Below are 25,466 nucleotides of genomic sequence, written 5' to 3'. Positions count from 1 at the left end.
TCAGTCGTCCTCGTTATGCGTCACGCAAGGTTTGTTGCAAAATACGGATCACCAAGGCATCAAAGTCCATGCCGGCCGCTTTCGCTGCCATCGGCACCAGGCTGTGATCGGTCATGCCTGGGCTGGTATTCACCTCCAGAAAATAGTGTTTACCGGCCTCATCCATCAAAAAGTCCACCCGTCCCCAGCCTTTGCAGCCCAGCACCTTGAACGCCTGCACGGCTTCAGCCTGGATCTGTTGTTCCTGCTCGGCAGACAAGCCACAAGGGCAGCGATACTCGGTGTCGTCGCGCAAATACTTGGCTTCGTAATCGTAATATTCGTTTTTGGGCACAATGCGCACGACAGGCAGTGCGGTCTCGCCCAGAATGCCGACGGTATATTCACCGCCACCGACAAACTGTTCGGCAATCACCAGCGGGTCTGACTGTTTGGCCAGTGCATAGGCTGCCTGCAAATCCCCCGCCTGCTTGACCTTGCTGACACCGATGCTGGAACCTTCATTGGCTGGTTTCACAAACAGTGGCAAGCCCAATGCCGTGACGACATTTTCAACATGGGTACGGTCATCCATGAGCACATAGTTAGGCGTGGTCACACCCGCAGCCGTCCACAACAACTTGGTGCGCCACTTATCCATGCCCAGTGCCGACGCCATGACGCCGCTGCCGGTATAAGGGATGCCCATTAACTCAAGCGCCCCCTGTATGGTGCCGTCTTCACCAAAGCGGCCATGCAAGGCAATAAAGGCACGGTCAAACTGCTTGAGCGCCGACAAGTCCTGGCTGGCCGGATCAAAGGCATGCGCATCCACGCCCTGGCGCTGCAAGGCCGCCAGCACAGCCGAGCCACTTTTGAGCGACACTTCACGCTCGCCGGAACGACCGCCGAACAACACGGCCACTTTGCCAAATTGAGACTGACTTGTACTCATGCTTGTAAAACACCTTCCCCAATTACTTTTACTTCTTGCACCAATGCCACGCCCTGTTTGGCGCGCACGGTGGTTTTCACGTGCTCAATCAGGGCTTCAATATCCGCCGCGCTGGCCTGCCCCAGATTCACAATAAAGTTGGCATGCTTTTCAGAGACCTGCGCGCCACCGATGGTGGCGCCCTTCAACCCTGAAGCTTCAATCAGCCGCGCAGCAAAATCGCCTTCAGGATTTCTAAAGGTAGATCCTGCACTCGGCATATTCAGTGGCTGGCTGGCCAAGCGCTTCGCCAGCAACTGCTTGATCTGTTCGGCAGACGCCTTGCCATCGCCAGCAGGGACTGCAAACCAGCCACCCAAAAACCACTCATCTGCCGCCGGATGCGCCACATGACGATAGCTGGGCTGGTATTCAGCTTTTGCACGGGTTTGCACGATGCCAGCACGGTTAATCGTTTTTACCTGATCCACCCATTGCCAGGTTTCCCCCCCGTAACAACCAGCATTCATCGCCAGTGCACCGCCGACGGTGCCAGGAATGCCAGCCATAAACTCGGCCCCAACGCGGTCCTGGCTGGCCGCAAAGCGCGCCAGCTTGGCACAGGTCACGCCAGCATCCGCATAAATGCGCTCACCGTGCATCTCCAGCGCTTGCAGCGCCTGATGCATGACCACCACTGTGCCGCGCACTCCACCATCCCTTACCAGCAGGTTGCTACCCAGGCCAATAAAAGTCAGCGGCTCGCTGGCCGATAATTGCTGCAAAAACTGCTGCAAGGCTTCTACGCTGTCAGCCAGCACCAGGCGATCCGCCGGGCCGCCGACACGCCAGCTGGTATAGCGGGCCAAAGGCTCGTTCTTGAGCACTTGCAAGCCTGAGGTTTTCACACGGGTGGCACTCATACGCTAGCCATTTCCCGTGTTTTGGCCGCCACGCTACCGATATTGCCAGCGCCCATCACTACCACCACATCGCCAGGCAACACACTCTCAAGAATGGCTGCCGGCAGTTCTTCGGTGGTTTCCACAAAGCGAGGCTCCACCTTGCCGTTGACGCGGATGGCGCGGATCAGGCTGCGCGTATCCGCCGCCACAATCGGTGATTCGCCCGCCGAATACACTTCGGTCAACAGCAAGGCATCCACGGTCGACAGTACTTTTACAAAATCTTCAAAACAGTCGCGGGTGCGGGTATAGCGGTGCGGCTGGAAGGCCAGTACCAGACGGCGACCCGGGAAGGCGCCGCGCGCGGCTGCAATCACCGCCTGCATTTCAATCGGGTGATGTCCGTAGTCATCCACCAGCGTGAAGTGTCCACCGGCAGGCTCGCCTTGACTGGTCGGGATTTCACCATAACGCTCAAAGCGACGGCCCACCCCGCGGAACTCAGCCAGCGCCTTGAGGATGGCGGCATCCGGCACATTCAACTCGGTAGCAATCGCAATTGCCGCCAGCGCATTCAGCACATAGTGGTGGCCGGGCAGGTTCAAAGTCACTTCATTACGCACGGTCACGCCGTTTTTACGCACCAGGGTGAAATGCATCTTGCCGTTGTCGGCAACAATATTTTCCGCGCGAATCGCGGCCTCTTCGTGCGTGCCATAGGTGGTCACCGGCCGGGTGACGCGCGGCAGGATTTCACGCACATTGGCGTCATCGATGCACAACACAGCCATGCCCCAGAATGGAATCTGCTGTAAGAACTCGACAAACGCGGTTTTGAGTTTGTCAAAACTGTGCTCGTAAGTGTCCATGTGGTCCTGGTCGATATTAGTCACCACCGCCATAATCGGCGTCAGGTGCAAGAACGACGCATCAGACTCATCGGCCTCTACCACGATCAATTCACCGGTACCCAAGCGCGCATTGGCGCTGGCCGCTTCCAGCTTGCCGCCAATGACAAAGGTCGGGTCCATGTCGGCCTCTGCCAGAATGCTGGCAATCAGGCTGGTAGTGGTGGTTTTGCCATGTGTCCCTGCCACGGCGATACCTTGCTTGAAGCGCATGAGTTCGGCCAGCATGACCGCACGCGGAATCACGGGCACTTTGCGCGCACGCGCGGCGATGATTTCCGGGTTTTCTTCATTGATCGCACTGGATACCACCACCACATCCGCATTGCCAAGATGCTCGGTGGCATGGCCCTGAAACACGGTGGCGCCAAACCCTTGCAAGCGTCTGGTGGTGGCATTGCTGGCCAGGTCTGACCCGCTGACTTCAAAGCCCAGGTTCAGCAGCACTTCGGCAATGCCGCTCATGCCCGAGCCGCCGATGCCGATAAAATGAATTTTTTTGACTTTATGTTTCATAGTGCTTTAAGTTTTCCGTTGTTCTCGGCCAGTTGCTGGCAAACCGCTGCCACCTGGCGCGTGGCCTGTGGCCTGGCAAGTGCGCGCGCTTTTTGCGCCATCGCCAGGCAAGTGGCTCTATCCAGTGTTTGCAACAAGGCGGCCAATGACCCAATATCCAGGTCACGCTGTTGAATCAGCTGCGCCGCGCCTGCTTGTGCCAAATACGCGGCATTGGTGGTCTGGTGATCATCCACCGCAAACGGGAAGGGCACCAGAATGCTGGCAGCGCCCACATTAGCCAACTCCGCCACGGTCAGGGCTCCAGCCCGGCAAATGACCAGATCCGCCCAGGTATACACTTCTGCCATGTCATGAATAAAGGCGCGGCAATCAGCCGCCACACCTGCCTCGGCATAGGCTTTTTTCAAAGCCTCAATCTGTTTTTCACCAGACTGATGAATGATCTGTGGCCGCGCATTGGTCGGCAACTGCGCAAAAGCCTGTGGCAACAAGGTGTTCAATGCCACCGCGCCCAAACTGCCGCCAACCACCAGGACCCGCAACACGCCGTGATGCTCGGCAAAACGCTGTTCGGGCGTAGGCAAGGTGGTAATGCCTTCACGTACCGGATTACCGACCATTTCCCCTTTGGCCCCCAACGCATTGGGGAAACCGGTCAATACCCGATTTGCCAGCTTGGCCAGCACTTTATTGGTCAACCCCGCCACCGAGTTTTGCTCATGAATCACCAGCGGCACGCCAGCCAGCTTGGCCATGACGCCGCCTGGAAACGCGGCAAAGCCGCCCATGCCCAACACGACATCGGGCTGATGTTCCGCAATCGCCCGCCTGGCTTGGGCAAATGCACGCAGCAGCTTGACTGGTAAAGTCAACCAGCCCATCACCCCTTTACCGCGCACGCCTTGCATGGTCATCATGGCTTTTGCATAGGGTTTGTCTGCAATCAGGCGGTTTTCCATGCCCCCCTCGGTGGCCAGCCAGACAATTTGCCAACCTTGTGCATGCAAGGCATCGGCCACGGCCATCGCAGGATACACATGGCCGCCAGTGCCGCCCGCCATCACCAGTAATGTGTATGCACGGGTCATGACTGCAAGCCTTTCTGCAGACGTCTGTTCTCGAAGTCAATGCGCAGCAACACCGACAAAGCGATGCAATTTGCCAAAATGCCGCTACCACCGTAAGACAAAAGTGGCAAAGTCAGGCCTTTGGTTGGCAACAGGCCCATGTTCACGCCCATATTGATAAAACCCTGCACGCCCATCCAGACGCCGATGCCTTGTGCCAGCAAGGCCGAGTAATAACGCTCATTGGCAACGGCTTCTTTGGCAATGCTAAAGGCGCGGATCACCAGCCAGGCAAACAGCAAGACCACGACCAGCACACCCACATAGCCCAGCTCTTCCGCCACCACAGCCAGTAAAAAGTCGGTATGTGCCTCTGGCAGGTAGAGCAGTTTTTCCACACTGCCGCCCAGACCCACGCCCCAAAACTCACCGCGACCAAACGCGATCAGGGCATGCGATAACTGATAACCGGTATCAAATGGATCATCAAACGGATTCAAAAAGCCTTTCATGCGCTCCAGACGATAGGGTTCCATCACCACCAGACCAATCACCGCCAATGGCAAGGCGCCCAGCATGGCCAGAAACACCTTGAGATTGACGCCGCCCAGCCACATGATGGAAAACGCAATCGAGGCCGTGACAGCAAACGCGCCAAAATCGGGCTCTTTCAACAGCAGCACGCCGACAAACACCATCACACCCAGCATGGGTAAAAAGCCTTTTTTAAAGCTGTGCATGCTGCTGGCCTTACGCACGGCATAGTCCGAGGCGTACATGGCAATAAACAGCTTCATAAGTTCTGAAGGCTGCAGATTCATGATCAACAGGGAAATCCAGCGGCGGCTGCCATTGACCACTTTGCCGATGCCGGGGATCAACACCAGAATCAGCAGCACAATGCCGGCAATAAACAGGTAGGGCGACATCTTTTGCCACCAGGCCATGGGCACTTGAAAAACCACGATGGCCGCCCCCAAGCCGACAGAAATATACAAAGCCTGACGCACCAGGAAGTAGGTGCTGTTATGGCCAAACATCTTGCTTGAGTCTGCGTAGGCGATGGAGGCCGAATACACCATGACCATGCCAAACGCCAGCAGTGACAGCACCACCCACACCAGCGACTGATCATAGCTGGGCGAGTTATAGCGCTCACGCGACATCATCAACGGCCCAAGCATGCGGCCTCCATGGCTTTCACAGCCTCGACAAATACCTGTGCGCGGTGTTCGTAGTTGCGGAACATATCAAAACTGGCGCAGGCAGGGGACAGCAAGACCGCATCGCCCGCCTCAGCCAGTGTTTTGGCAATATGCACTGCCGCGGTTAGATCAACGGCATCGACCACAGGCAATTGCAAGTGCTGCAAAACCTGTTGAATTTTGGGACCATCACGGCCGATCAACACTACAGCGCGTGCATGGTGCAACACGGCATCACGCAAGGGATTAAAGTCCTGGCCCTTGCCGTCGCCGCCCGCAATCAGCACCACTTTTTGTGGTTTGCCCTGTTTGAGCATGCCGCTGATGGCAGCGCAGGTCGCGCCAACATTGGTGCCTTTGGAGTCATCGTAAAAGTCGACATCCTCAATGTTGGCCACCCACTCCACGCGGTGTGGCAAGCCGGCAAACGACTGCACGGTATGCAGGATGGAAACTTTGTCTATGCCGATGGCCTGCGCCAGCGCAATGGCAGCCAGCGCATTGGCAATATTGTGTTTGCCGCGGATCTGCAGGGTATCGGCTTCAATATAGTGGCGATTACCCGCGCACAGCCAGCCTGCGTCATTGAGGCCGTAATCATTGATGCTAGGGGCCGGGTTAACGCCGAATGAAATCTGCGGCATGGCACCAGCCAAGGCCATGCTGGCAGGATCATCACGATTTACCACGGCAATGCGGGCATGCTGGTAGATACGGGCCTTAGCCTGCGCATAATCGGTCATGCTGTCGTATCTATCCATATGGTCCTCGGACAGATTGAGCACCGTGGCAACATCAATCTCCAGGCTGTGCGTGGTTTCCAGCTGAAAACTGGACAGCTCCAGCACATAAACGTCTGGCGCGGGCATGTGCAGCGTATCCAGCACGGGCAAACCGATATTGCCAGCCACAATAGTATTGAGACCGGCCTGTTTGCAGATTTCGCCCACCAGCGAGGTCACGGTGGTTTTGCCGTTGGAGCCGGTGATGGCAATCACCTTGGCATAAGGCGCACGGAAGCGCGCAAACAGCTCGACATCACCGACCACGGCTTTGCCTTGTGCCATCAGATCGGCCAATACAGGCTCTTTCAGTGCCACACCCGGGCTGGCCACAATCAAATCCATCGCCGCCAGCAAGCTGCTATTAAAAGGTCCAAGATGGTATTCGACCTCAGGAAATTCTTCTTGCAGGCGATCCAGGCCTGACGGATGCGGGCGTGAGTCAAACATCACCACTTCTGCGCCCATACCACGCAGCCAGCGCAACGCCGAGAAGCCGGTATCACCCAGTCCCAGGACAGCAATGCGTTGGTGTTCGAAGTGTTTTTTCATGTGTTTGCCTGACAATGACGTTTTCGTCTTATCTCAATTTCAGGGTGGATAATCCCACCAGCACCAGCATCATGGTAATGATCCAGAAACGCACGACGACCTGTGTCTCTTTCCAGCCCTTTTGTTCGTAGTGGTGATGCAAAGGCGCCATCAAAAAGATGCGTTTGCCGGTACCAGTCATTTTTTTGGTGTATTTGAAATACAGCACTTGCGCGGCCACCGAGAAAGTCTCAATCACGAACACGCCGCCCATGATGAACAGCACGATTTCCTGACGTACAATCACGGCGACCACGCCCAGGGCCGCGCCCAGCGCCAATGCGCCGACATCGCCCATGAACACTTCAGCCGGATAAGCGTTAAACCACAAAAAGCCCAAGCCCGCACCAGCCATTGCCGCGCAGAACACCATCAACTCGCTGGCGCCAGCCACATAGGGAATCCCCAGGTATTTTGAAAACACGGCATGCCCGGCAACATACGAGAAAATCGCCAGCGCACTACCCACCATCACAGTAGGCAAGGTCGCCAGACCATCGAGACCGTCGGTCAGGTTGACGGCATTGCTGCTACCGACAATCACCAGGTAGGTCAGCACAATAAAACCGGTGGCACTCAGCGGAAACACCAGGTGCTTGAAGAAAGGCACAATCAGTGTGGTTTCTACAGGGGTGCTGGAGGTCGCGTACAGAAAGCCTGCCACGCCAAAACCGATCAGGCTTTGCCAGAAATATTTTTCTTTGGCAGACAGGCCCTTGGGATTTTTAAAGACCACTTTACGGTAGTCATCGACCCAGCCAACCGCACCAAAACCCAAGGTAGTGATCAACACCACCCAGATAAAGCGGTTATGCAAATTGCCCCAGAGCAAGGTAGACACGGCGATGGCGACCAGAATCAATGCGCCGCCCATGGTCGGGGTGCCGGCTTTGACCAGATGAGTTTGTGGACCATCATCACGCACCGCCTGACCGACTTTGTATTCGGTCAGCTTGCGTATCATGGCCGGGCCGACCAGGAATGAAATCGCCAAGGCCGTCAGTGTCGCCAGCACCGCCCTGAAGGTAATGTAGTTGAATACATGAAACCCATGCACATCCGAAGCCAGCCATTTTGTTAGTTCTAGTAACATACTCTTCCCTATTTCCCCACCTGTTCAGTGGCTTGCGCCTCAACCAACGCCTGTACCACGCGCTCCATTTGCATGAAGCGTGACCCTTTGACCAATACGATGTCTTGCGCAGTCACCGCCTGATTTAAGGCCTCGACCAGGCTGGGCAATGACTCAAAATGTTGTGCCTGTGGCCCAAACGCCTGTGCAGCGGCTTTAGCCAGGGTGCCCAGTGCATAAAAATGACGTATGCCCCGGTCTTTGGCATAGCGGCCAATCTGTGCGTGCATGGCCTCAGCATCCGCGCCGAGTTCGCCCATGTCGCCCATGACGAACACGGTATTCGCGCCCAGGCTGCTGAGCACATCGAGCGCCGCCTTCATCGAATCCGGATTCGCGTTATAAGTGTCATCAATCAGGCGCGCACCACAGGCCGCGGTTTTTTGTTGCAAACGGCCCTTGACGCCTGCAAACCGGGCCAAGCCTTGCGCCACTTCGGTCAGGCTGACACCCGCGGCCAGACAGCTCGCAGCAGCGGCAAGTGCGTTCATCACGTTGTGAGCACCTGGCACGGCCAGCGTGACCTTGATAGACTCACCTTGAAAGCTAAGCTTGAACTGACTGTCACCATCCAGCATTTCACCCTGCACATCGGCGGCCTGCTGCATGCCAAAACTCAACACCCGGCGCGCAGGATTCAAGCCGCGCCAGTAATCGGCAAAGTCGCTATCGGCATTGATCACGGCGACCCCGTCCACAGCCAATCCGGCAAAAATTTCGCCCTTGGCCTTGGCAATGTTTTCCCGCGACCCCAGTTCTCCAATGTGCGCAGTGCCTGCATTATTGATGACCGCCACATTTGGCCGCGCCAGACGCGTCAGGTAATCAATCTCACCGAGATGATTCATGCCCATCTCGATCACGGCGCACCGGTGCGTTGCGCGCAAACGCAACAGGGTCAGCGGCATGCCGATATCGTTATTAAAGTTACCGGCGGTGGCCAACACCAGATCGGTGCCGCCGACATGCCCTTGCATAATCGCGGCAATCATTTCTTTGGTGGTGGTTTTGCCGTTACTGCCAGTGACCGCAATCAGTGGCAATGCCAATTGCTGGCGCCACCAGCTGGCCAGCTGGCCTAATGCCAGGCGTGTATCTTTCACCAGCACGGCAGGCAAATCGGTCTCTACGGGCTTGCTGATCAGCGCTGCCACCGCGCCTTGCGCAGCCACTTGCGGCAAAAAGTCATGGCCGTCAAATTTCTCACCCGGCAAGGCCACAAACAATTGCCCAGGCAGTACGCGGCGACTGTCAGTATCTACCGAAGTCACTGTGACGTCGTTGCCCAGCAAAGTGCCTTGCAATACGCCGGCGATGGTTTTCAGCGCAATCATGCGTTCACCTTTTTCTTCAATGCGCTTTGTACCCACTCCGCATCACTGAACGGATAGCGGATGCCCTGGATTTCCTGATAGTCTTCATGCCCCTTGCCAGCCACCAACACCACGTCGCCTTTGCCCGCCTGGCTAACCGCCAATGCAATCGCCTTGGCACGGTCAGTCTCGACCGCGGCTTCACGGTGCATACCCTCGGCAATCGCCGCAATAATGGCGTAGGGATTCTCACTGCGCGGATTGTCATTGGTCATCAACACCAGATCGGCCAATTCATCAGCAATGCGCCCCATTTCACTGCGCTTGCCACTATCACGGTCACCACCACAGCCAAATACACACGTAAGCTTGCCGCGGGTTTGCATGCGCAAGGTATGCAGCGCTTTCTCCAGCGCGTCCGGCGTATGGGCATAATCCACCACCACCAGCGGCAGGTCGCCACCACCAAACATCTGCATGCGCCCAGCCACCGGCACCAGCCCCGACACAGCCTGCAAGGCGGCAGGCAAGGCTACCTGGTTGGCCAGCAGGCTGCCCAGTACCGCCAATGCGTTATACACATTGAATTGGCCCAGCGCGTGCAATTGCACTTCGCCAATGCCATGCGGTGTACGCACCTTGATTTCAAAACCTGTGGCATGCATGGTCACGGCCGTGGCACAAATATCTGCTTCAGGTTGCAAACCATAACTGATCACGGTTTTGCCCTGCTTGCGCAGTTCGGCAATCAAGCTGGCACCAAAGGCATCATCCAGATTGATGACCGCGGCTGACAGGGTCTGCCAGTCAAACAATTTGCGTTTTGCAGCCTGATAAGCCTCCATGGTCAGGTGGTAATCCAGATGATCACGCGTCAGGTTGGTGAACACAGCCACATCAAAGGCCACCCCATTCACACGCCCCTGATCCAGGCCATGCGAAGACACTTCCATCGCCACCATCTGCACCTGGTCCAGCACAAAGTTGGCCAGCATGTTTTGCAACTCTACCGGGCCCGGTGTGGTATTTTGCGTGGGCTGCAAGTCTTCGAGCACGCCATTACCCAGTGTGCCAATCACAGCAGACTGCCGCTGCAAAAAGCGGTAAGCCTGCGCCAGCCAATGCGTGACCGTGGTTTTGCCGTTAGTACCGGTGACACCTACACACCACAACTGCTCGGATGGATTTTTGTAAAACTGGCTGGCGATATGGCCCACCTGATATTTCAGCTCGGGAATCGCAATATTGTGGACTTGCCAGTCAGGGTTCCAGTCAAAGCCCTCACTATCCCAGATCACAGTATTCACACCTTTGGCAATGGCATCGGCGATGTAATCGCGGCCATCGCTGTGCTGACCAGGATAAGCGAGGAACAAGCCATGCTTTTCCACCTTGCGGCTATCTGCCGTGATGCCATGGACGGGCGCGGGAATAATGTATTTACTCACATCGCCTCCTTGACTTCAGCCGCATCCGCAGGCGGTGTCACAGGCAGCGCATTGCCGTCTTGCGGGATCACCAGCATACGCAACACATCATTCATCACCGCGCTAAACACCGGGGCCGCCACACTACCACCGTAGTATTCGCCATTGCTCGGTTCGTCTATCATCACCGCCATAATCAGGCGCGGATTAGAGGCGGGCACCATGCCAACAAACGAACCCACATATTTGTCGTGCTCATAGCCATGGTCACCGAGTTTGTGCGCCGTGCCGGTTTTACCCGCCACGCGGTAACCAGTGACTTGCGCTTTGATCGCGGTGCCGCCAGGCTGCACGACCAGTTCCAGCATGTCCTTGACCGAATTGGCCACTTTGGCTGAAAACACCTGACGCCCAACAGGTGGCTCGGAGAGTTTATTCAGTGTCACCGGCAGCAATTCGCCCTCGTTGGCAAACACGGTATAAGCCCGCGCCAACTGCAACAAGGTCACGCTGATGCCGTGACCGTAAGACATGGTGGCCTGCTCAATCGGACGCCAGGTCTTGTAATCACGCACCTTGCCAGAGGCCTCGCCCGGGAACCCGATTTTGGTAGGTGAGCCAAAGCCGAGTTGCACATAGGTGTTCCACAATTGCTCGCGGTTTAAATCGAGCGCCATTTTGGCCGAACCAACGTTGGAGGACTTCTGGATCACCTGTGACACCGTCAATACCTGATTCGGGTGGGCATCGTGAATGGTGGCGGTCCCAATACGCAAAAAGCCGGGGGCAGTCTGGATTTTGGTATCGGGCTGGTAAGGACCAAACTCCATGGCTGCCGCCGCAGTGACCGGCTTCATGGTCGAGCCCGGTTCAAAAATATTGACGATGGCCGAGTTGCGCAGCTTGCTGGCGACATTGACCGGATTGTTCGGGTTATAGGTCGGGATATTGACCAAGGCCAGCACCTCGCCGGTTTTAGCATCCAGCACCACCGCTGCGGCCGCCTTGGCTTTGTGTTTTTCAACCGCACGCGACAACTCGCGGTGCACCACATATTGCACGGTGCGGTCTATGCTGAGTACCAGATCCTGACCATCATGCGGCAGTTTGACCGCGACCAGATCCTCGACAACATGGCCCTTGCGGTCACGCACAAAGTCACGCTTGCCGGGTGTACCAGACAGAACATTGTTGCGATAGAGCTCCATGCCCTCTACGCCGGTGTCATCCACGCCCGTGAAACCGACGATATGCGCCGCCACTTCTGCCGCTGGGTAGAAGCGTTTGTATTCTTTTTGACTGAATACGCCGGGCACTTTCATCGCCATCACCTGTTTTGCCACATCGGGCGCCACTCTCCGTTTGATATACACAAATTCTTTTTTCTTTTTCTGCAACTTCTGTTGCAGCTCTTTGGGCGGCATCTCGAGCAATTTCGCCATTTGCTTGAGCTGTGCCGCCGTAAACTGTACGTCGGTCGGGTTAGCCCATACCGACTCCACTGGCAAGCTGATCGCCAATGGCTTGAAGTTACGGTCATAAATCTTGCCGCGATGTGGCATCAACACCACTTTGCGCCGCGAAAACGCCTCACCCTTTTTAATCAGGTAATCCTTATGCAAGGTTTGCAGGTAAAACCCGCGCCCCAGCAACAGGACAAAACTCAATAGCAGCAAGACCAGCAGCGTTCTTCTGCGCCAGGCCGGCAGCTTGACCAGCTTGTGTTGGCTTTCCTTAAGCAACATGACTGTTGATCCTCGTCACGCCTGCTCAGGGCGCCGCTGGCGCATCCAGCAGAATGACCTGCGTTTGCTGCATGCTCGGGCTGTGCATATGCAACCGGGTGGTCGCAAACTCTTCCAGGCGCGAATGCATGGCCCAGGTGCTCTGCTCAATTTGCAACTGGTCATACTCGGTCATGTACTGTTTGGTCAGCATTTCTTGCCGGTCCAGCTCAAAATACAGTTTGCGCGCCTTGTATTGTGCCGTGACCACACCCAGCGCCATCGCAATCGTCAATGCAAACAAAATCAAATTGAGCCGGATCACTGGTCTAAGCCTTGTTCAAACGATGGCATCATTTAACTACTGCACCGTGGTGCGTTCAGCCACGCGCAAAACCGCGCTGCGTGAACGTACATTTGCTGCCACTTCAGCCTTGCTTGGCTTGATCGCCTTGCCCACGGGCATCATGCGTGGTTGTGGCAAGTCCTTGGCGCGTACAGGCAAGCCTGCGGGCAGGTTGTCGCGATCGGCTTCCGACTGAATAAAGCGTTTGACGATGCGATCTTCCAGCGAATGGAAACTGATCACCGCCAGACGCCCTTGCGGGCGCAACAAACGTAAGCAATCCGGCAACACTAGCGAGAGTTCCTCAAGCTCTTGATTGACGAAAATCCGTAAAGCCTGAAATGTGCGCGTTGCAGGGTTCTGGCCCGGCTCATTCTTGGGGATGGCGCCTGCCACGATCTTGGCAAGTTGTCCTGTAGTGGTGATGGCATGCCCATCTTCGCGCTCTTTAACAAGCGCCCTTGCAACCTGCTTAGCAAACCGCTCTTCACCATAATCTTTAATCACCTCCACCAATTGTTTTTCTGGCATTTCAGCCAGCCACTGCGCCGCAGTCTTGCCGCGGCTTTGATCCATACGCATATCCAGCGGCCCGTCAAAACGGAAACTGAAACCACGCTCACCCTCATCAATCTGTGGCGACGAAATCCCCAGATCGAGCAAAATGCCATCCACCGCCTGCACACCCAACGACTCAAGCACCCCCGCCATGGAGGAAAAATGTGCATGCACCATGCTAAAACGCGCATCAGCAATCGCCTGCCCATGCGCAACAGCCGCCAGATCACGGTCCAGCGCGATCAAACGGCCTTCACTACCCAGTTGGGAAAGAATGCGGCGACTATGTCCGCCACGGCCAAACGTCCCGTCCACATACACGCCATCCGCCCGCACATTCAAGGCATCCACCGCCTCATGCAACAACACGGTGATATGACTGGCGGCGGCTGGTGACACTGACGTTTCCGTCAAGGACGCGGGCGCTGACTTCGCGCCCCGCGTCATAGCGAGAATCCTTCGAGTTCTTGTGGAATCTGCAATTGATCCGCCGCCATCAGGCTTTCCAGCTGCTGATCCCATGCGGCCAGATCCCACAATTCAAAATGACTACCCTGCCCGACCATCATCACTTCCTTGTCGAGCTTGGCAAATTTGCGCAGTACAGCATTCACCAGCAAGCGGCCCGCAGAATCCAGATGCATCACATCTGCCTGACCGACGATCATGCGCTGAATACCACTGGTTTGAGGATTAAAACTGGACAAACTGGTCAGCTTGGACTCAATCGGCTCCCAAGCTGCTTTGGGATACAAAATCAGGCAACGGTGCGGATGCGCAGTCAGCACAACCTCCCCCTGCCCACCGGCCGTCAGGGCGTCACGATGCTTGGCCGGCACACTTAGCCGCCCCTTCGCATCCAAACTCAACTGTACCGCCCCGCGAAACATCAATTTTGATCCTTAACCCTATTTCTTGTTGAAAAAGGAATAATTTCCCACAATTCAACACAAAATCACCCTTTTGCACACTATAGATAAAAAAAAAGTGCTTGGCAAGCACTTTGGGTGAAAAAATCTCTTTTAAAGACAATGACTTAGAGCATTTTAACAAAGCAATTCAAATCAACGCATTGGCGCAATTAATACACAAAGTTGTTTAATAAGGATAGCTATCTCATTGAAATTATTGAATAATTAAAAAACAGTATTTTCTGGCGATTTTTTAGGTAAAAAACAGGTCTAGGCAAGCATGCCCGCCATCCCACATACACTCTTTTGATGAAACTTTCCCCACGCTTAAATTTCCTGATTTTAGGGACAGCGATTTTGCTGGCCATGCAATGGCATACCTGGTGGTTTTACCTGAACCCGCCACCAGATTTTAGCCATGGGCAAGTGGTGCTCTACGCCACCGACTGGTGCCCCTATTGCGAAAAAACGCGCGCACTGCTGGCAACGAAAGGCATTCCCTATAAGGAAATGAATATCGAAACCTCAGAAGAAGCGCGCAGCCAATACCAGCGGCTAGCGGCAAATGGCGTCCCCGTCTTATTAGTGGCAGGAGAAGTGGTGCGTGGCTACCACCAGCAGAGAATGGAAGCCCTATTGGATGCCTGGCAACGGGAACACAAACCAGCGGCTCTAACCAAAGAATACGACTGACGCTAAACCATTAACAATGCCTGACATGCGCTTATTTAGCCTAAGGCCCTCTCAAACAGACCACTCAGCAATGATTACCGCTATAAACATATAGGAAAACTTCCTTAAAAAAGATATGCTTTTGCAAAATTGGCCCATGCATCCCTGTTTAATCGCCCAATCAAATAGGCTGTAAAAGCGGTATAACTGGCGGGTCAGAATACATAGTTAAAAAGTTAACTTATCAATTAGACCCTAGCCAAAATTAGACCCCAGTCATGCCACCGATGATATTCCGCACAATCCGTTTACTCCCACTCCTTTTAATGGCACTGAGCCTGCCAGTGCGGGCAACCAATGGCATTCTGCTCATTGGTTACGGCGCTGAATCCACCCTGATGGGCGGAGCGGATACCGCTGTGGCACGGGATACCAGCGCACTGAATACCAACCCGGCCGGGCTGGTGCAAATCAAAAGCAAGCAGTTCGATGCTTACGGCTCAGTGCTGCGCACCACCCATCTCGAACAGGTTGACGCGCGCAACGACCAACACGCAGATAATCGTTATACCTTATTGGCTGGTGGCGGATATGCACAAGCACTGGAGGATCTACCCTGTACTGCGGGCATCGGCTTTTTTACCCAAGGCGGGGCCGGGGCGGTGTTTAAGCATATCAACACGCCGTTTGGCACCAATGACGAAATGTACTCTTTGTTTGGTATCGCCAAAATCACGCCGGGCATGGCTTGCCAGGTGAATGACCGTTTATCCGTCGGCGCCGTACTGAGCATCAATTACGCCAGCATCAAGCAAGGTTTTTTTTACAACACCTCTGTCCCGAACGTATTTTCAGGGTTTAAAAACAAAGGTGCAGATACGATACGCCCAGGGTTTAAGGTAGGCGTGCAATATCGACTGGATGAGCAATGGACACTGGGCTTTAGCTACACCGAAAAAACAGAATTGCCACTGACTGGCGGGACATCATTGGTGAATAATGGCGCATCTGGGGTGGTCCGTTATCGTGACTTGAGCATTAAGGGCTTTGCTCTGCCGCGCGAGGTAGCAATTGGTGCTGCATTCAAACCGGATGACCGTTGGCTGCTCTCCGCCAAAATCAACTGGATACAATGGAGCGATGCCATTAAGGATGTCACCACCACCTGGCAAGATCCTGACAACTCATCAGCAGCGAGTCAACTGAGAACGGTCAACCCGCAGAACTGGCATGATCAACTGGTCTATGCCCTGGGCGCGGCCTATCGCTACGACGACAAAACGACGCTATATGCAGGTTACAACTATGGTAAGAATCCGGTCCCCAGGCAAAATTCCAGCGCGCTGCTGGCGGCGACCCTAGAACAACACATCACGCTGGGCATGGCTCGCAAGCTTGATGCCAACTGGAAAATCACCAGTGGTATCGAATGGCTGCTGCCCAAAGACGTGACTTACAATAGCAATGTGTTCGGACAAAATACCGAAGCGAATAACGGCGGTTTTTTCCTGCACATGATGCTGAGCAAACAGTGGTAAACAGACACAGGTTAAGCTGAGTTCAGCTTAACCTGCCAGATGACTTTCACTGGACAATGGCGCAAGCCCTTAATGTCCCTGACCGCTCTTGAGAATGTCAGTATTAAATCCAAATACCTTGCCCGCCCAGAGAAATATGACCCAGGCGAGCACCCCAAACGGCAAATACCCGGCAAAGCCCAGCAGCGGCATTTCGACATAAATATGTATCACATTCACGTAAGGGATATCGTATACCCAATAATTAGGGTTGGTGACCGGCAATACGGGATGCGCGCTACCATAGTTCCACACCTCCCAGAACAAGCCGTTAATGATGGCACTCAGCGCCATTAATAGCACTGGACTCCAATTGCCTTTTGCGACATCGGTAAATGGCGTCCAGATGCCCAGCAGCATCAATATGGCGCTAATGCCGATTAAAGGCGCAATCCACATGGCCCAAAATAATGGATATGGCCAAAACGGTACGGCGGCCAACAAGACAAAACTCAGATATAACATCGGCCTGGCCGGCAGTGAGAGCGCAGGACCTTGTGCATAGCGTGCGACAAATCTTGGAAACGCATTGAGCAAGGTATACCACTCAAAAATCGCCGGCCACACCGTGGTATACGCAAACAGAAAAATCCATACGATCTTGGCATGGCTTAATGCAGGAATATCATCTGTATTGGGGTAGTACCAGTTACCTAAAGCAAAATAATCAAAATACTCAAAGAAATACCAGCCGCCTAGCGAGACAGCCGCACTGATCAGAAATGTCTTGGGGCGGCTGGCAAACAGCGAGTAGCCGCCCGCATAGCGAAATGTCAGGCCATCGAGCACAAAGATAAATCCCCACCACATGGGGGTGAACGCGTAATACACCAGATCACCAAACGGAGTCGTACGCGCCCACATCAACCACCAGAAAAACAGCGTGACCACCATCCCGGCCCAAAACCACCAAGGCAGGGCGCTCTGGACAGGCTGCGGAGAAGGTGCGACCGGCTTAAAGCCAAACCATTGCGGGAAGATTAAAAAAATCGCGACCGCAGCTTCGAGCAGTGCAATGACAACAAACACGATCAAATTAAAGCCAGGCGGGTCTTCAACAAACTGCGGCGGAAAAATACCGAAGCCAGGCGGAAGATGCGTAGATGGATAAGCAAACCAGGATGAGATCAATGGGATGAGTATCATCGCCAAAATGGTCATCACCAGCGCAGAACGTGTTGTTGCAGCTGCAAACATAAACTCCCCCTTGATTGGCTAACAATGTGTTGCCCCAATGCTGCGCACTGATGAACATGGCATCCTTAGCGCAACTGATCTTGCCGTGTGACGGCTCTTGTTTTGTTATTGTATTTTGCGCACGCGCTTATTTTCGTACATGCGCATATCCGCCAAACGCATAAACTCAGAGATATTATCAACCTCATAATAATAGGCGGACCCTGCGCTGGCCCCGGAAAACTCAAACCCCTCACGACGCATATTTTCAACCGCCTCTTGCAGCGCCTGCTCTACAACGACCACCTCACCTTTGTGACTTAATACGGCAAACTCATCCCCACCCAATCGATACAAGATGAGCGTACTGCCTAAATAATGCTGATATTTTTTTGCAAAGCAGATCAGCAACTCATCTCCACGTGCATGCCCGTAATGATCGTTATAAAACTTAAGTCCATCCAGATCAATAAAGGTCAGGCTACTCTGCATGGGTAGCCGATCCAGCGCTTTTACAAACGCATAGCGATTAGGCAGGCTGGTTAAAGCATCCGAATTGGCTACTTTCTCCGTCATGCCCAGCGCCTCTAATGCCTCTTCTTTTTCTTTATGCAATTGGGCAAATTGAAAAGAAAGCACCAATGCAAGCAATACCACCTCAATGGCCACACTCACCAAGCCCAGATGTTCGATATACAAATCAAACTGTTGATGCATTTTGCTGAGGCTGATCGTAATAATCCCCGACACAAAAAACAGGCTAATCGCGATTAAATAGCGTTTGGCAGTGGCATTTTTACGCTGGCTTTGCCTGATGGCCGTAGCCAGTCCATAACATAAAAACAGCCCAACTTCATAGCGGCAAAACTCCAATGCCCAATTGGGGAAAGCAATGGCCAACAACAAAAACAAGACCATCACCACCAAAATCACCCGCCCCGCCGCATAGAGTCGCTTGTGTTGATACGGGTTGATTTCCAGCAAATGCATCACAAACAGGATGTACGCAATACTGGAAAACAGGATAGGCATCGAAGCCCAATAGATGGAGTGAAGATTAAACAGGTCGGAAAGGACAAGCAGGGCGGCACTGTTAAAAAGAAAATTACCCGCAATAAAAATGGCATACATGGCTTCCACTTTACGATTACGGCTGGTCGCCAGTACCGTATAGTAGATGCCCAACCCCCAAAAGACCCCCAAACCAAACAGCGTCAGCGCATTTCCACGCTTGATGGCATGCATGTAGCTAGCCTCATCATCTAAATAGGGCTCGGGAATCGCCAAATAATTGGTAGAGATCAGTTGCGTGGCCAAGACATATTTGCCTGGTGCCAGATTGACACTGCGGCCATGCCTCAAGAAAAAGGGATTCTCAATTCGACGGCCAATCCCCCCTTCCAGCTTCGCCACCTCATGCCCTTGCTCGTCATACACCTGATGCTGGAAATACTCTATGGTACTGGTATTTTTGAAATCAACCACATACGCGTTGTTTGTCTTGATTTCAAACGAAGCAATATAAAGATAATGCCCGCCTCTCGGACTCACCGTCGCAACAGGCGCGTACTTTTGACGCAGTGGGTCAGAGAGAAACTGCTGGGGACTTTGCCCGCCTTTATAGGCATGGACTAGCGACCAGACACCCTCTATCGATTGAGGAGAGGCCTGCACCAAGCCAATGGACAGCACAGCGATCATGATCGCTATGATCCCCCTGCCCAAGCTACTCAACATCCCCATCATCCATCACCGTTTTTATTGATTAATACGCAAACTATACAAGAAAGTCTCGCGAACGCACAGCTTCAAAGGCTACCTGCCAGACTACCCTTAACACGTCTTTGCAAAACGCCAGACTGATCGAAAATCAATCACCGCAACTGTGACAGCCCGCGAATACCTTCCCGTAGAACTAAAAGGAATATCAAGCCGTTGTAGAGACTCTACTATATTGTTGATTGAAGCGTCTTCATCTGCGTCAGGAAGAGCCCCGTCGAGGCCCAGCATGCTTTAACAGCCCACAGCACATGACTCATTGAGGGATAGATGGGTGAGGCGGCCTGATCTACGGCCAAGGAAGCAACCACTTGGAAAGTGATCGCGAAATAAAAAGTAAAGCCAACCGGTAAGCCGGGTTCTGTAACTACTTGCGTAGCTGACAGTCATTCCTCTAGGCGTGCAATTACTCACACGCTCAAGCTATCTACCCGCTGGCAGCGCGAGCCACGCCTTATTACTTGCGTAAAATGCCAGCCTATTTGATATTGCTGCAGATGGAGGTTACCGCGTTTCACATCCACCTCACTAAAGAGGCTTACTCGTCTCTGTGGCCCTATTCCTCGCCTTATACTGTTGCCAGCTTTCAGCGTACGGCCGTTAGCCGTCATCCCGCTCTGTGCAGCCCGGACTTTCCTCCCCCTGTTTGCACAGGCGGCGACTGTCTGGTTGGCTTCAGTGCTATTTTACCATGCCTGAACGAACACCCTATAATGTGCGAAATTATCCTGGACTTGAATGCTCATGACCTCAACAGAAAAACCCGGCCAGCTGGACCCGACCTGGCAAGCCGTGCTTGGCGCAGAATTCGATCAGCCTTATATGCACTCGCTCAAGGCTTTTTTGCAACAGGAAAAAGCGGCCGGTAAAACCATTTTCCCGCCAGGCCCCCTGATTTTTAATGCCTTTAATCACACGCCCTTCGATAAAGTACGCGTGGTGATTATCGGCCAGGACCCTTACCATGGGCCGGGGCAAGCCCATGGCCTAAGCTTCTCCGTGCCTGCGGGCGTCGCACTTCCTCCATCACTCATGAATATTTTTAAAGAGATTGAAGCCGATCTTGGGGTGCGCATGAGCGGGAGTGGCGACCTGACACCTTGGGCGGATCAAGGGGTGCTGTTACTGAATGCCACCCTGACGGTACAAATGGCCAATGCCGGTTCGCACCAGAACCGTGGCTGGGAGCAGTTTACTGATGCGGCGATTGCTGCATTGAATGCACTGCGGACAGGCCTGGTGTTTGTGCTGTGGGGCAGCTACGCACAAAAGAAAGGGGCCATGATAGACCCCAATAAACATCTGGTTTTAAAATCGGTGCACCCTTCACCACTCTCGGCGCACCGTGGTTTTTTTGGCAATCACCAGTTTTCCAAAATCAATGCCTATCTGGCTGCACAGGGCCAAGCGCCGATCAACTGGCAACTTTAAACCAGCTTCCATGCCACAGTCTGCCCGGCGCGCAAGGGCACCAGCGCATCATCCGCAAAAGGAATGCTCTCAGGCACCACCCAGCTTTGTTTGTGCAAGGTCACCTGAGTAGTATTGCGTGACAGATGGTAAAAATCCGGGCCATAAAAGCTGGCAAAACCTTCGAGCTTATCCAGCGCGCCCGCCTCTTCAAAGGCTTCGGCGTATAGCTCAATCGCCGCATGCGCGGTATACATGCCTGCGCAGCCACAGCTGGCCTCTTTGGCAGATTTTGGATGTGGTGCGCTGTCTGTCCCCAAAAAGAATTTGGGCGAACCGGAGGTCGCGGCTTTGACCAGTGCGGCGCGATGCGTTTCGCGCTTGAGCACCGGCAGGCAGTAATGATGCGGACGGATACCACCAGTAAACATGGCGTTGCGGTTCATCAGCAAATGATGGGCGGTGATGGTGGCGGCCAGATTGGCTGGCCCGGCCGCCACAAACTCGGCGGCGTCTTGCGTGGTGATATGCTCAAACACCACTTTAAGGCCAGGAAAATCCTTGAGCAGCGGTTGCAAATGGCGCTCGATAAATACTTTTTCACGGTCAAACACATCGACATCACCATCGGTGACTTCACCGTGTATCAGCAAGGGCATGCCCTGCTTTTCCATCTCGGCCAATGCGGCTGCACATTTTTGCAGGCTGGTCACGCCTGAGTCACTGTTGGTCGTCGCGCCCGCCGGATACAGTTTGACCGCATGCACCACCCCAGATTGACGTGCCGCAGCAACTTCACTGGCAGGCGTATTATCTGTAAGATACAGCGTCATCAAGGGCTCGAACACCATGCCGGCTGGCAAGGCTTGTTTAATGCGCTGATAGTAAGCCAGCGCGGCCTCGGCGGTGGTCACAGGTGGCCGCAAGTTGGGCATCACGATGGCGCGTGCAAACTGTTTAGCCGTATCCGGCAATACGGCTTTCAAGCCTTCGCCGTCTCTGAGATGCAAATGCCAGTCATCGGGACGGGTGAGGGTAATTTTGGTTGTCATGCATTCATACCTTTATTCATGAGTATTGGCGGCCTTAAACGCCAGCGCCGCTTCATAGAGTTCATTTTTTTTCTGGCCAGTGATATCAGTTGCCAGTGCCACCGCCTGCTTGAGGGGCAACTCCTGTAACAGGCGCTGCAGTATCCTTAATGTTTCGTCATCCAGGCCTTCGGCTTTTTCCTGCACATCAGCATGTAGCAGCAAGACAAACTCGCCACGTTGCTGGTTGGGGTCTGCCTGCAACCAGGCGACCGCTTCGGCCAAGCCACAGGTGTGTATGGTCTCGAAGGTCTTGGTCAGCTCGCGCGCCAGCGTCAGCTGACGGTGACCACCCAGCACAGCGGCCAGGTCAGTGACACACTCCACAATACGGTGCGGTGCCTCATAAAAAACCAGCGTGGTTGGCAGCGTTTTCAATATCTCTAACCGCTTGCGCCGCTGCGAGCCACTGGCGGGCAAAAAACCCTCAAAGTAAAAACCGGACTGGGTGATGCCTGCGGCCGACAATGCCGTAATCACGGCGCTCACGCCTGGAATCGGCACCACCGCCAATCCTGCCTGCCTCACCGCGTGTACTACCAGCGCACCAGGATCACTGACAGCAGGTGTACCGGCATCGGTCACCAGAGCAATCGACTCCCCAGCCTGCAGACGCTTGATCAAGCCTTGTGCCGATTGCTGCTCGTTGTGTTCATGTACCGCCAGTAAAGGCTTGCTGATGCCCAAATGCCTTAACAACCCCACCGTATGCCGGGTATCTTCTGCGGCAATCGCATCCACCAGCTGCAATGTGCTGATTGCGCGCTGCGTGATATCGCCCAGATTGCCGATAGGCGTCGCAACTACATATAATGTGCCTGACTCTGTCATCGCGCTATTTTATGCCATCGCAGGCATTTCGCTAAGTTGTTTCATTGCGTATTCAACAACCCAAATGCAGGCATTATTCTGGTGAGAACCCTATGAAGCTGAATCAAAACAATCAGGGATTGGCTGCGGAACAAGCCGCAGTGCGCTTTCTGCAACAGCAGGGCCTTACCCTGGTGACACAAAATTACAGCTGCCGCTATGGCGAAATTGACCTCATCATGCACGAAAAGAATACGCTGGTGTTTGTAGAAGTGCGCTTACGCAGCAACCGGGCATTCACCAGTGCGGCCGACAGTATTCACTACCACAAGCAGCAAAAACTGCTGCGCGCCGCGCAGTATTACCTGCAAAGCCTGGACCGCCAGCCGCCATGCCGGTTTGATGCCATTCTGTTTGACAACAGCCGCTACCAATCGCCAGAATGGATTCGTAATGCAATCGACACATAAAAAGCGTAGAATTTTATGCTTGAATGCCTGTCACATTAGCTCATCCGTTTGTTTCACCTAGTCATCACAAGGAATTCTCATGACAAAAAAACTCTCACTGATCGCATTGGTATTATTGACCGTGCAATTGACAGGCTGCTTCCCGGCTGTCGTTGGCGGTGCCGCAGTCGGTGGCTCAATGGCGGCAGACCGTCGCACCTCAGGCATTTATGTTGAAGACGAGAATATTGAACTCAAAACGATGAAGCGCATGTCGCAATATATGGATAAAGCTTCACATATCAATGTGACCAGCTATAACCGCATCGTGTTGCTGACTGGCGAAGTGCCTAACGCCGGACAACAAGCCCAGGCTGAAACGCTGACCCGCGAAATCTCAAACGTACGCAGCATACACAATGCCTTAACCATAGGCTTTGCCTCTTCTATCAGTGACCGCACCAATGATGCTTACATCACCACCAAGGTCAAAGCCCGTTTTGTCAGCGAAAATCTGTTTCCGGCCAATGTCGTTAAAGTCGTGACCGAAGCCGGTGTGGTTTACCTGATGGGCATCGTTTCTGAAAAAGAGGCCAATGATGCCGTCGAAATCGCCAGAAGCACCGAAGGCGTGAGCAAGGTGGTCAAAGTTTTCGAATATACCAACTAAGGATAGGCGGCATCAGTCGCGATGCGCAAACATTGCAGTCCTTCTGTGAGGTTTTTATGCATCCCAGTGCTCGTACTGATAACGCTTACCCCTGACTATTAATTTGTATTTTTTAAGGAATCCGCATGGAAACTCAGGAAATTATTATTCAAGGCATCACACTGGCGGGGAAACCTTTCCGCCCGAGCGACTGGGTAGACCGTATGTGCAGCACCTATGCCAGCTTTGGCGTTGACAAGAAGCTGCGCTACTCGCCCTATTTGAAACCCAAACTGGTCAACAATGTACGCAGCCTGTCTGTGGATATGAAGCTTAAAGACGTGAATCCGGCTGGCTTTGAGCAGCTGATGCAGTTTGCAAAAGAGAACCAGTTGAGCGTGATCAACCCAGCCGGCGAAGCAGTCAACATTTAGACTAGGGCTTTACGGGGACATTAAACGCGGATTCCTTGAGTAACTGCTCTAACCAGGCGCGACTCAACGCGCCGCGTTTAACTTGATACAAGCGGCCATCTGGCGCATAAATATAGGTGGTGGGCAAAACTTCAGGCTTGTGAGCCGTCGGCTTTTGCGCCTCACCGAGCACCACCGGATAAGAAATCAGCATATCATCGGCATACTTCTTGACTGAGGCCACAGACTCATACTGGACCGCCACCCCGAGCACCATCACGTTTTGATTAACATGGGCATCATAAAACGTCACCAGTTCAGGCATTTCTTCAAGACAGGGCGGACACCAGGGGGCCCAGTAATTCACCACCAGCCAACGCCCCTTGTAATGGGAAAGCTGATGTTTATGACCAGCCATATCCTGCATCACCCAGTCCTTGGTTGCCTCCTGCGCCTGGGTCTCGCTCATGCTTGATAATAGCCATAGACTCAGCCATCCGATGCGCAACATGTTAAATAACATCAAGCCCTCTTGTTTTTAATGAAGATACGCCGCATTTACAAACAATAATGCAGGGAAAAACTTGATTATGCTTGAAAACTGTTGCTATACTAGCTGCAATCTTTTTAGTAATTTCAGTTTTCAGCAAATTACTCATTCAAAAACAATTGATTCAACTGATTCAAATAACGTTTAGCCTAAACAATATTTAGTCAAACACATTCAGAATTTTTCTGTTGATACCCTGTCTACTATTGACTTACATCCTTCACCAATCTTAAGAGGCAATAATGAGCGACAACATTACCCATTTAAGCGACGCCAGCTTTGAACAAGAAGTATTGCAATCCACGATTCCGGTACTGGTTGATTACTGGGCAGAATGGTGCGGACCTTGCAAGATGATTGCGCCGATTTTGGATGAGATCAGCAAAGAGTATGCGGGTCGCCTGAAAGTTGCCAAGCTCAACATTGATGACAACCAGAACACACCGCCTAAATATGGTATCCGTGGCATTCCTACACTGATGTTATTCAAAAACGGCAATGTTGAAGCCACCAAAGTGGGCGCCTTGTCCAAATCTCAACTCAGCGCGTTCATCGACAGCAACATCTAACTTCTTTACCCGGTTTCAAC

25 protein-coding genes and 1 other RNA gene are annotated in these 25,466 nt (G+C 53.5%); 7 read left to right on the top strand and 19 right to left on the bottom strand.

Annotated elements, in window-relative coordinates:
* Window positions 1–13: 13 nt before the first annotated feature.
* Genes ACT53G_RS12535 through mraZ form a run of 13 tightly spaced genes read right to left on the bottom strand, consistent with a single transcriptional unit; the run spans window position 14 to window position 14,280 of the window.
* A complete protein-coding gene (locus tag ACT53G_RS12535) occupies window positions 14–934 on the bottom strand; it encodes a D-alanine--D-alanine ligase (RefSeq protein WP_476169573.1) in 921 nt (306 codons plus the stop codon).
* Window positions 931–1,836, bottom strand: a complete 906-nt coding sequence (murB, locus tag ACT53G_RS12530; RefSeq protein WP_275356560.1) for a UDP-N-acetylmuramate dehydrogenase — start codon at window positions 1,834–1,836, stop codon at window positions 931–933. Before murB ends, ACT53G_RS12535 begins: the two co-directional genes overlap by 4 nt.
* On the bottom strand, window positions 1,833–3,242 hold the full coding sequence (murC, locus tag ACT53G_RS12525; protein ID WP_476169572.1) for a UDP-N-acetylmuramate--L-alanine ligase: 1,410 nt from the start codon (window positions 3,240–3,242) through the stop codon (window positions 1,833–1,835). Before murC ends, murB begins: the two co-directional genes overlap by 4 nt.
* On the bottom strand, window positions 3,239–4,333 hold the full coding sequence (gene murG, locus ACT53G_RS12520; protein ID WP_476169571.1) for an undecaprenyldiphospho-muramoylpentapeptide beta-N-acetylglucosaminyltransferase: 1,095 nt from the start codon (window positions 4,331–4,333) through the stop codon (window positions 3,239–3,241). The genes murC and murG overlap by 4 nt, the downstream gene beginning before the upstream one ends.
* Window positions 4,330–5,496, bottom strand: a complete 1,167-nt coding sequence (gene ftsW, locus ACT53G_RS12515; protein WP_228518902.1) for a putative lipid II flippase FtsW — start codon at window positions 5,494–5,496, stop codon at window positions 4,330–4,332. Before ftsW ends, murG begins: the two co-directional genes overlap by 4 nt.
* A complete protein-coding gene (murD, locus tag ACT53G_RS12510; protein ID WP_194749190.1) occupies window positions 5,481–6,851 on the bottom strand; it encodes a UDP-N-acetylmuramoyl-L-alanine--D-glutamate ligase in 1,371 nt (456 codons plus the stop codon). The genes ftsW and murD overlap by 16 nt, the downstream gene beginning before the upstream one ends.
* Window positions 6,852–6,879: 28 nt before the next feature.
* Entirely contained in the window at window positions 6,880–7,983 is a 1,104-nt protein-coding gene (mraY, locus tag ACT53G_RS12505; RefSeq protein ID WP_194749189.1) for a phospho-N-acetylmuramoyl-pentapeptide-transferase, read from the bottom strand.
* An 8-nt stretch (window positions 7,984–7,991) separates the two neighbouring features.
* Window positions 7,992–9,356, bottom strand: coding sequence for a UDP-N-acetylmuramoyl-tripeptide--D-alanyl-D-alanine ligase (locus ACT53G_RS12500; RefSeq protein WP_476169570.1), 1,365 nt, complete (start codon window positions 9,354–9,356; stop codon window positions 7,992–7,994).
* A complete protein-coding gene (locus tag ACT53G_RS12495; protein ID WP_476169569.1) occupies window positions 9,353–10,783 on the bottom strand; it encodes a UDP-N-acetylmuramoyl-L-alanyl-D-glutamate--2,6-diaminopimelate ligase in 1,431 nt (476 codons plus the stop codon). Before ACT53G_RS12495 ends, ACT53G_RS12500 begins: the two co-directional genes overlap by 4 nt.
* Window positions 10,780–12,507: a peptidoglycan D,D-transpeptidase FtsI family protein gene (locus ACT53G_RS12490; RefSeq protein WP_194749186.1), complete on the bottom strand. Its 1,728-nt coding sequence runs from the start codon at window positions 12,505–12,507 to the stop codon at window positions 10,780–10,782. Before ACT53G_RS12490 ends, ACT53G_RS12495 begins: the two co-directional genes overlap by 4 nt.
* Window positions 12,508–12,532: 25 nt before the next feature.
* The gene (ftsL, locus tag ACT53G_RS12485; RefSeq protein ID WP_194749185.1) at window positions 12,533–12,811 is read right to left on the bottom strand and encodes a cell division protein FtsL; all 279 of its coding nucleotides are present in this window, start codon (window positions 12,809–12,811) and stop codon (window positions 12,533–12,535) included.
* Between the two features lie 36 nt (window positions 12,812–12,847).
* On the bottom strand, window positions 12,848–13,837 hold the full coding sequence (gene rsmH, locus ACT53G_RS12480) for a 16S rRNA (cytosine(1402)-N(4))-methyltransferase RsmH (protein WP_194749184.1): 990 nt from the start codon (window positions 13,835–13,837) through the stop codon (window positions 12,848–12,850).
* Window positions 13,834–14,280, bottom strand: coding sequence for a division/cell wall cluster transcriptional repressor MraZ (gene mraZ / locus ACT53G_RS12475; protein ID WP_476169568.1), 447 nt, complete (start codon window positions 14,278–14,280; stop codon window positions 13,834–13,836). The genes rsmH and mraZ overlap by 4 nt, the downstream gene beginning before the upstream one ends.
* A 330-nt stretch (window positions 14,281–14,610) precedes the next feature.
* Here mraZ and ACT53G_RS12470 point away from each other — a divergent pair, with 330 nt between their 5' ends.
* Complete coding sequence (locus ACT53G_RS12470; RefSeq protein ID WP_476169567.1) at window positions 14,611–14,994, top strand: glutaredoxin family protein; 384 nt, start codon at window positions 14,611–14,613, stop codon at window positions 14,992–14,994.
* Window positions 14,995–15,317: 323 nt separating this feature from the next.
* A complete protein-coding gene (locus tag ACT53G_RS12465) occupies window positions 15,318–16,511 on the top strand; it encodes an OmpP1/FadL family transporter (RefSeq protein ID WP_476169566.1) in 1,194 nt (397 codons plus the stop codon).
* A gap of 69 nt (window positions 16,512–16,580) precedes the next feature.
* Here ACT53G_RS12465 and ACT53G_RS12460 read toward each other — a convergent pair whose 3' ends face one another.
* The 3 genes from ACT53G_RS12460 to rnpB all read right to left on the bottom strand — a co-directional run bounded on the left by ACT53G_RS12460 (window position 16,581) and on the right by rnpB (window position 20,182).
* Window positions 16,581–17,747: a mechanosensitive ion channel protein MscS gene (locus ACT53G_RS12460; RefSeq protein ID WP_476169565.1), complete on the bottom strand. Its 1,167-nt coding sequence runs from the start codon at window positions 17,745–17,747 to the stop codon at window positions 16,581–16,583.
* 105 nt (window positions 17,748–17,852) lie between these two features.
* Window positions 17,853–19,427, bottom strand: a complete 1,575-nt coding sequence (locus tag ACT53G_RS12455) for a sensor domain-containing diguanylate cyclase (RefSeq protein WP_476156481.1) — start codon at window positions 19,425–19,427, stop codon at window positions 17,853–17,855.
* Between the two features lie 412 nt (window positions 19,428–19,839).
* Window positions 19,840–20,182: RNase P RNA component class A (gene rnpB / locus ACT53G_RS12450), an RNA gene on the bottom strand.
* A gap of 61 nt (window positions 20,183–20,243) precedes the next feature.
* On the opposite strand from rnpB, the gene ung reads away from it, so the two are divergent.
* Complete coding sequence (ung, locus tag ACT53G_RS12445; protein ID WP_476169564.1) at window positions 20,244–20,936, top strand: uracil-DNA glycosylase; 693 nt, start codon at window positions 20,244–20,246, stop codon at window positions 20,934–20,936.
* On the opposite strand, the gene pyrC is transcribed toward ung, so the two are convergent.
* Both pyrC and rsmI read right to left on the bottom strand, forming a co-directional pair.
* Window positions 20,933–21,967 (bottom strand): dihydroorotase, encoded by a 1,035-nt coding sequence (gene pyrC, locus ACT53G_RS12440; protein ID WP_476169563.1) that lies wholly within the window; start codon window positions 21,965–21,967, stop codon window positions 20,933–20,935. The genes ung and pyrC overlap by 4 nt on opposite strands.
* A gap of 12 nt (window positions 21,968–21,979) precedes the next feature.
* Entirely contained in the window at window positions 21,980–22,837 is an 858-nt protein-coding gene (gene rsmI / locus ACT53G_RS12435) for a 16S rRNA (cytidine(1402)-2'-O)-methyltransferase (protein WP_476169562.1), read from the bottom strand.
* 92 nt (window positions 22,838–22,929) lie between these two features.
* Between rsmI and ACT53G_RS12430 the strand changes: the two genes are divergently transcribed.
* The 3 genes from ACT53G_RS12430 (at window position 22,930) to ACT53G_RS12420 (ending at window position 24,348) form a co-directional block, all read left to right on the top strand.
* The gene (locus ACT53G_RS12430; protein WP_313988580.1) at window positions 22,930–23,286 is read left to right on the top strand and encodes a YraN family protein; all 357 of its coding nucleotides are present in this window, start codon (window positions 22,930–22,932) and stop codon (window positions 23,284–23,286) included.
* A 79-nt stretch (window positions 23,287–23,365) separates the two neighbouring features.
* Complete coding sequence (locus ACT53G_RS12425) at window positions 23,366–23,935, top strand: BON domain-containing protein (protein WP_313988576.1); 570 nt, start codon at window positions 23,366–23,368, stop codon at window positions 23,933–23,935.
* 125 nt (window positions 23,936–24,060) lie between these two features.
* Window positions 24,061–24,348: a DUF3579 domain-containing protein gene (locus tag ACT53G_RS12420; RefSeq protein WP_194749175.1), complete on the top strand. Its 288-nt coding sequence runs from the start codon at window positions 24,061–24,063 to the stop codon at window positions 24,346–24,348.
* A 1-nt stretch (window position 24,349) separates the two neighbouring features.
* Here the strand turns inward: ACT53G_RS12420 and ACT53G_RS12415 are convergent, their stop codons facing one another.
* Entirely contained in the window at window positions 24,350–24,850 is a 501-nt protein-coding gene (locus ACT53G_RS12415) for a TlpA family protein disulfide reductase (RefSeq protein ID WP_476145257.1), read from the bottom strand.
* A gap of 269 nt (window positions 24,851–25,119) precedes the next feature.
* Between ACT53G_RS12415 and trxA the strand changes: the two genes are divergently transcribed.
* Window positions 25,120–25,446: a thioredoxin TrxA gene (gene trxA / locus ACT53G_RS12410; RefSeq protein WP_194749174.1), complete on the top strand. Its 327-nt coding sequence runs from the start codon at window positions 25,120–25,122 to the stop codon at window positions 25,444–25,446.
* Window positions 25,447–25,466 lie beyond the last annotated feature (20 nt).

The sequence above is a fragment of the Methylophilus sp. DMC18 genome (assembly GCF_056314005.1).
Note: the sequence above shows the minus strand (reverse complement) of the source record. Positions and strands in the feature narration are given on the sequence as shown.

Coding starts and splice junctions, on each gene's coding strand:
- ACT53G_RS12535 (WP_476169573.1), bottom strand. CDS start 934: ATGAGTACAAGTCAGTCTCAATTTGGCAAAGTGGCCGTGTTGTTCGGC.
- murB (WP_275356560.1), bottom strand. CDS start 1,836: ATGAGTGCCACCCGTGTGAAAACCTCAGGCTTGCAAGTGCTCAAGAAC.
- murC (WP_476169572.1), bottom strand. CDS start 3,242: ATGAAACATAAAGTCAAAAAAATTCATTTTATCGGCATCGGCGGCTCG.
- murG (WP_476169571.1), bottom strand. CDS start 4,333: ATGACCCGTGCATACACATTACTGGTGATGGCGGGCGGCACTGGCGGC.
- ftsW (WP_228518902.1), bottom strand. CDS start 5,496: ATGCTTGGGCCGTTGATGATGTCGCGTGAGCGCTATAACTCGCCCAGC.
- murD (WP_194749190.1), bottom strand. CDS start 6,851: ATGAAAAAACACTTCGAACACCAACGCATTGCTGTCCTGGGACTGGGT.
- mraY (WP_194749189.1), bottom strand. CDS start 7,983: ATGTTACTAGAACTAACAAAATGGCTGGCTTCGGATGTGCATGGGTTT.
- ACT53G_RS12500 (WP_476169570.1), bottom strand. CDS start 9,356: ATGATTGCGCTGAAAACCATCGCCGGCGTATTGCAAGGCACTTTGCTG.
- ACT53G_RS12490 (WP_194749186.1), bottom strand. CDS start 12,507: ATGTTGCTTAAGGAAAGCCAACACAAGCTGGTCAAGCTGCCGGCCTGG.
- rsmH (WP_194749184.1), bottom strand. CDS start 13,837: ATGACGCGGGGCGCGAAGTCAGCGCCCGCGTCCTTGACGGAAACGTCA.
- mraZ (WP_476169568.1), bottom strand. CDS start 14,280: ATGTTTCGCGGGGCGGTACAGTTGAGTTTGGATGCGAAGGGGCGGCTA.
- ACT53G_RS12470 (WP_476169567.1), top strand. CDS start 14,611: ATGAAACTTTCCCCACGCTTAAATTTCCTGATTTTAGGGACAGCGATT.
- ACT53G_RS12460 (WP_476169565.1), bottom strand. CDS start 17,747: ATGTTTGCAGCTGCAACAACACGTTCTGCGCTGGTGATGACCATTTTG.
- ACT53G_RS12455 (WP_476156481.1), bottom strand. CDS start 19,427: ATGATCGCTGTGCTGTCCATTGGCTTGGTGCAGGCCTCTCCTCAATCG.
- ung (WP_476169564.1), top strand. CDS start 20,244: ATGCTCATGACCTCAACAGAAAAACCCGGCCAGCTGGACCCGACCTGG.
- pyrC (WP_476169563.1), bottom strand. CDS start 21,967: ATGACAACCAAAATTACCCTCACCCGTCCCGATGACTGGCATTTGCAT.
- rsmI (WP_476169562.1), bottom strand. CDS start 22,837: ATGACAGAGTCAGGCACATTATATGTAGTTGCGACGCCTATCGGCAAT.
- ACT53G_RS12430 (WP_313988580.1), top strand. CDS start 22,930: ATGAAGCTGAATCAAAACAATCAGGGATTGGCTGCGGAACAAGCCGCA.
- ACT53G_RS12425 (WP_313988576.1), top strand. CDS start 23,366: ATGACAAAAAAACTCTCACTGATCGCATTGGTATTATTGACCGTGCAA.
- ACT53G_RS12420 (WP_194749175.1), top strand. CDS start 24,061: ATGGAAACTCAGGAAATTATTATTCAAGGCATCACACTGGCGGGGAAA.
- ACT53G_RS12415 (WP_476145257.1), bottom strand. CDS start 24,850: ATGTTATTTAACATGTTGCGCATCGGATGGCTGAGTCTATGGCTATTA.
- trxA (WP_194749174.1), top strand. CDS start 25,120: ATGAGCGACAACATTACCCATTTAAGCGACGCCAGCTTTGAACAAGAA.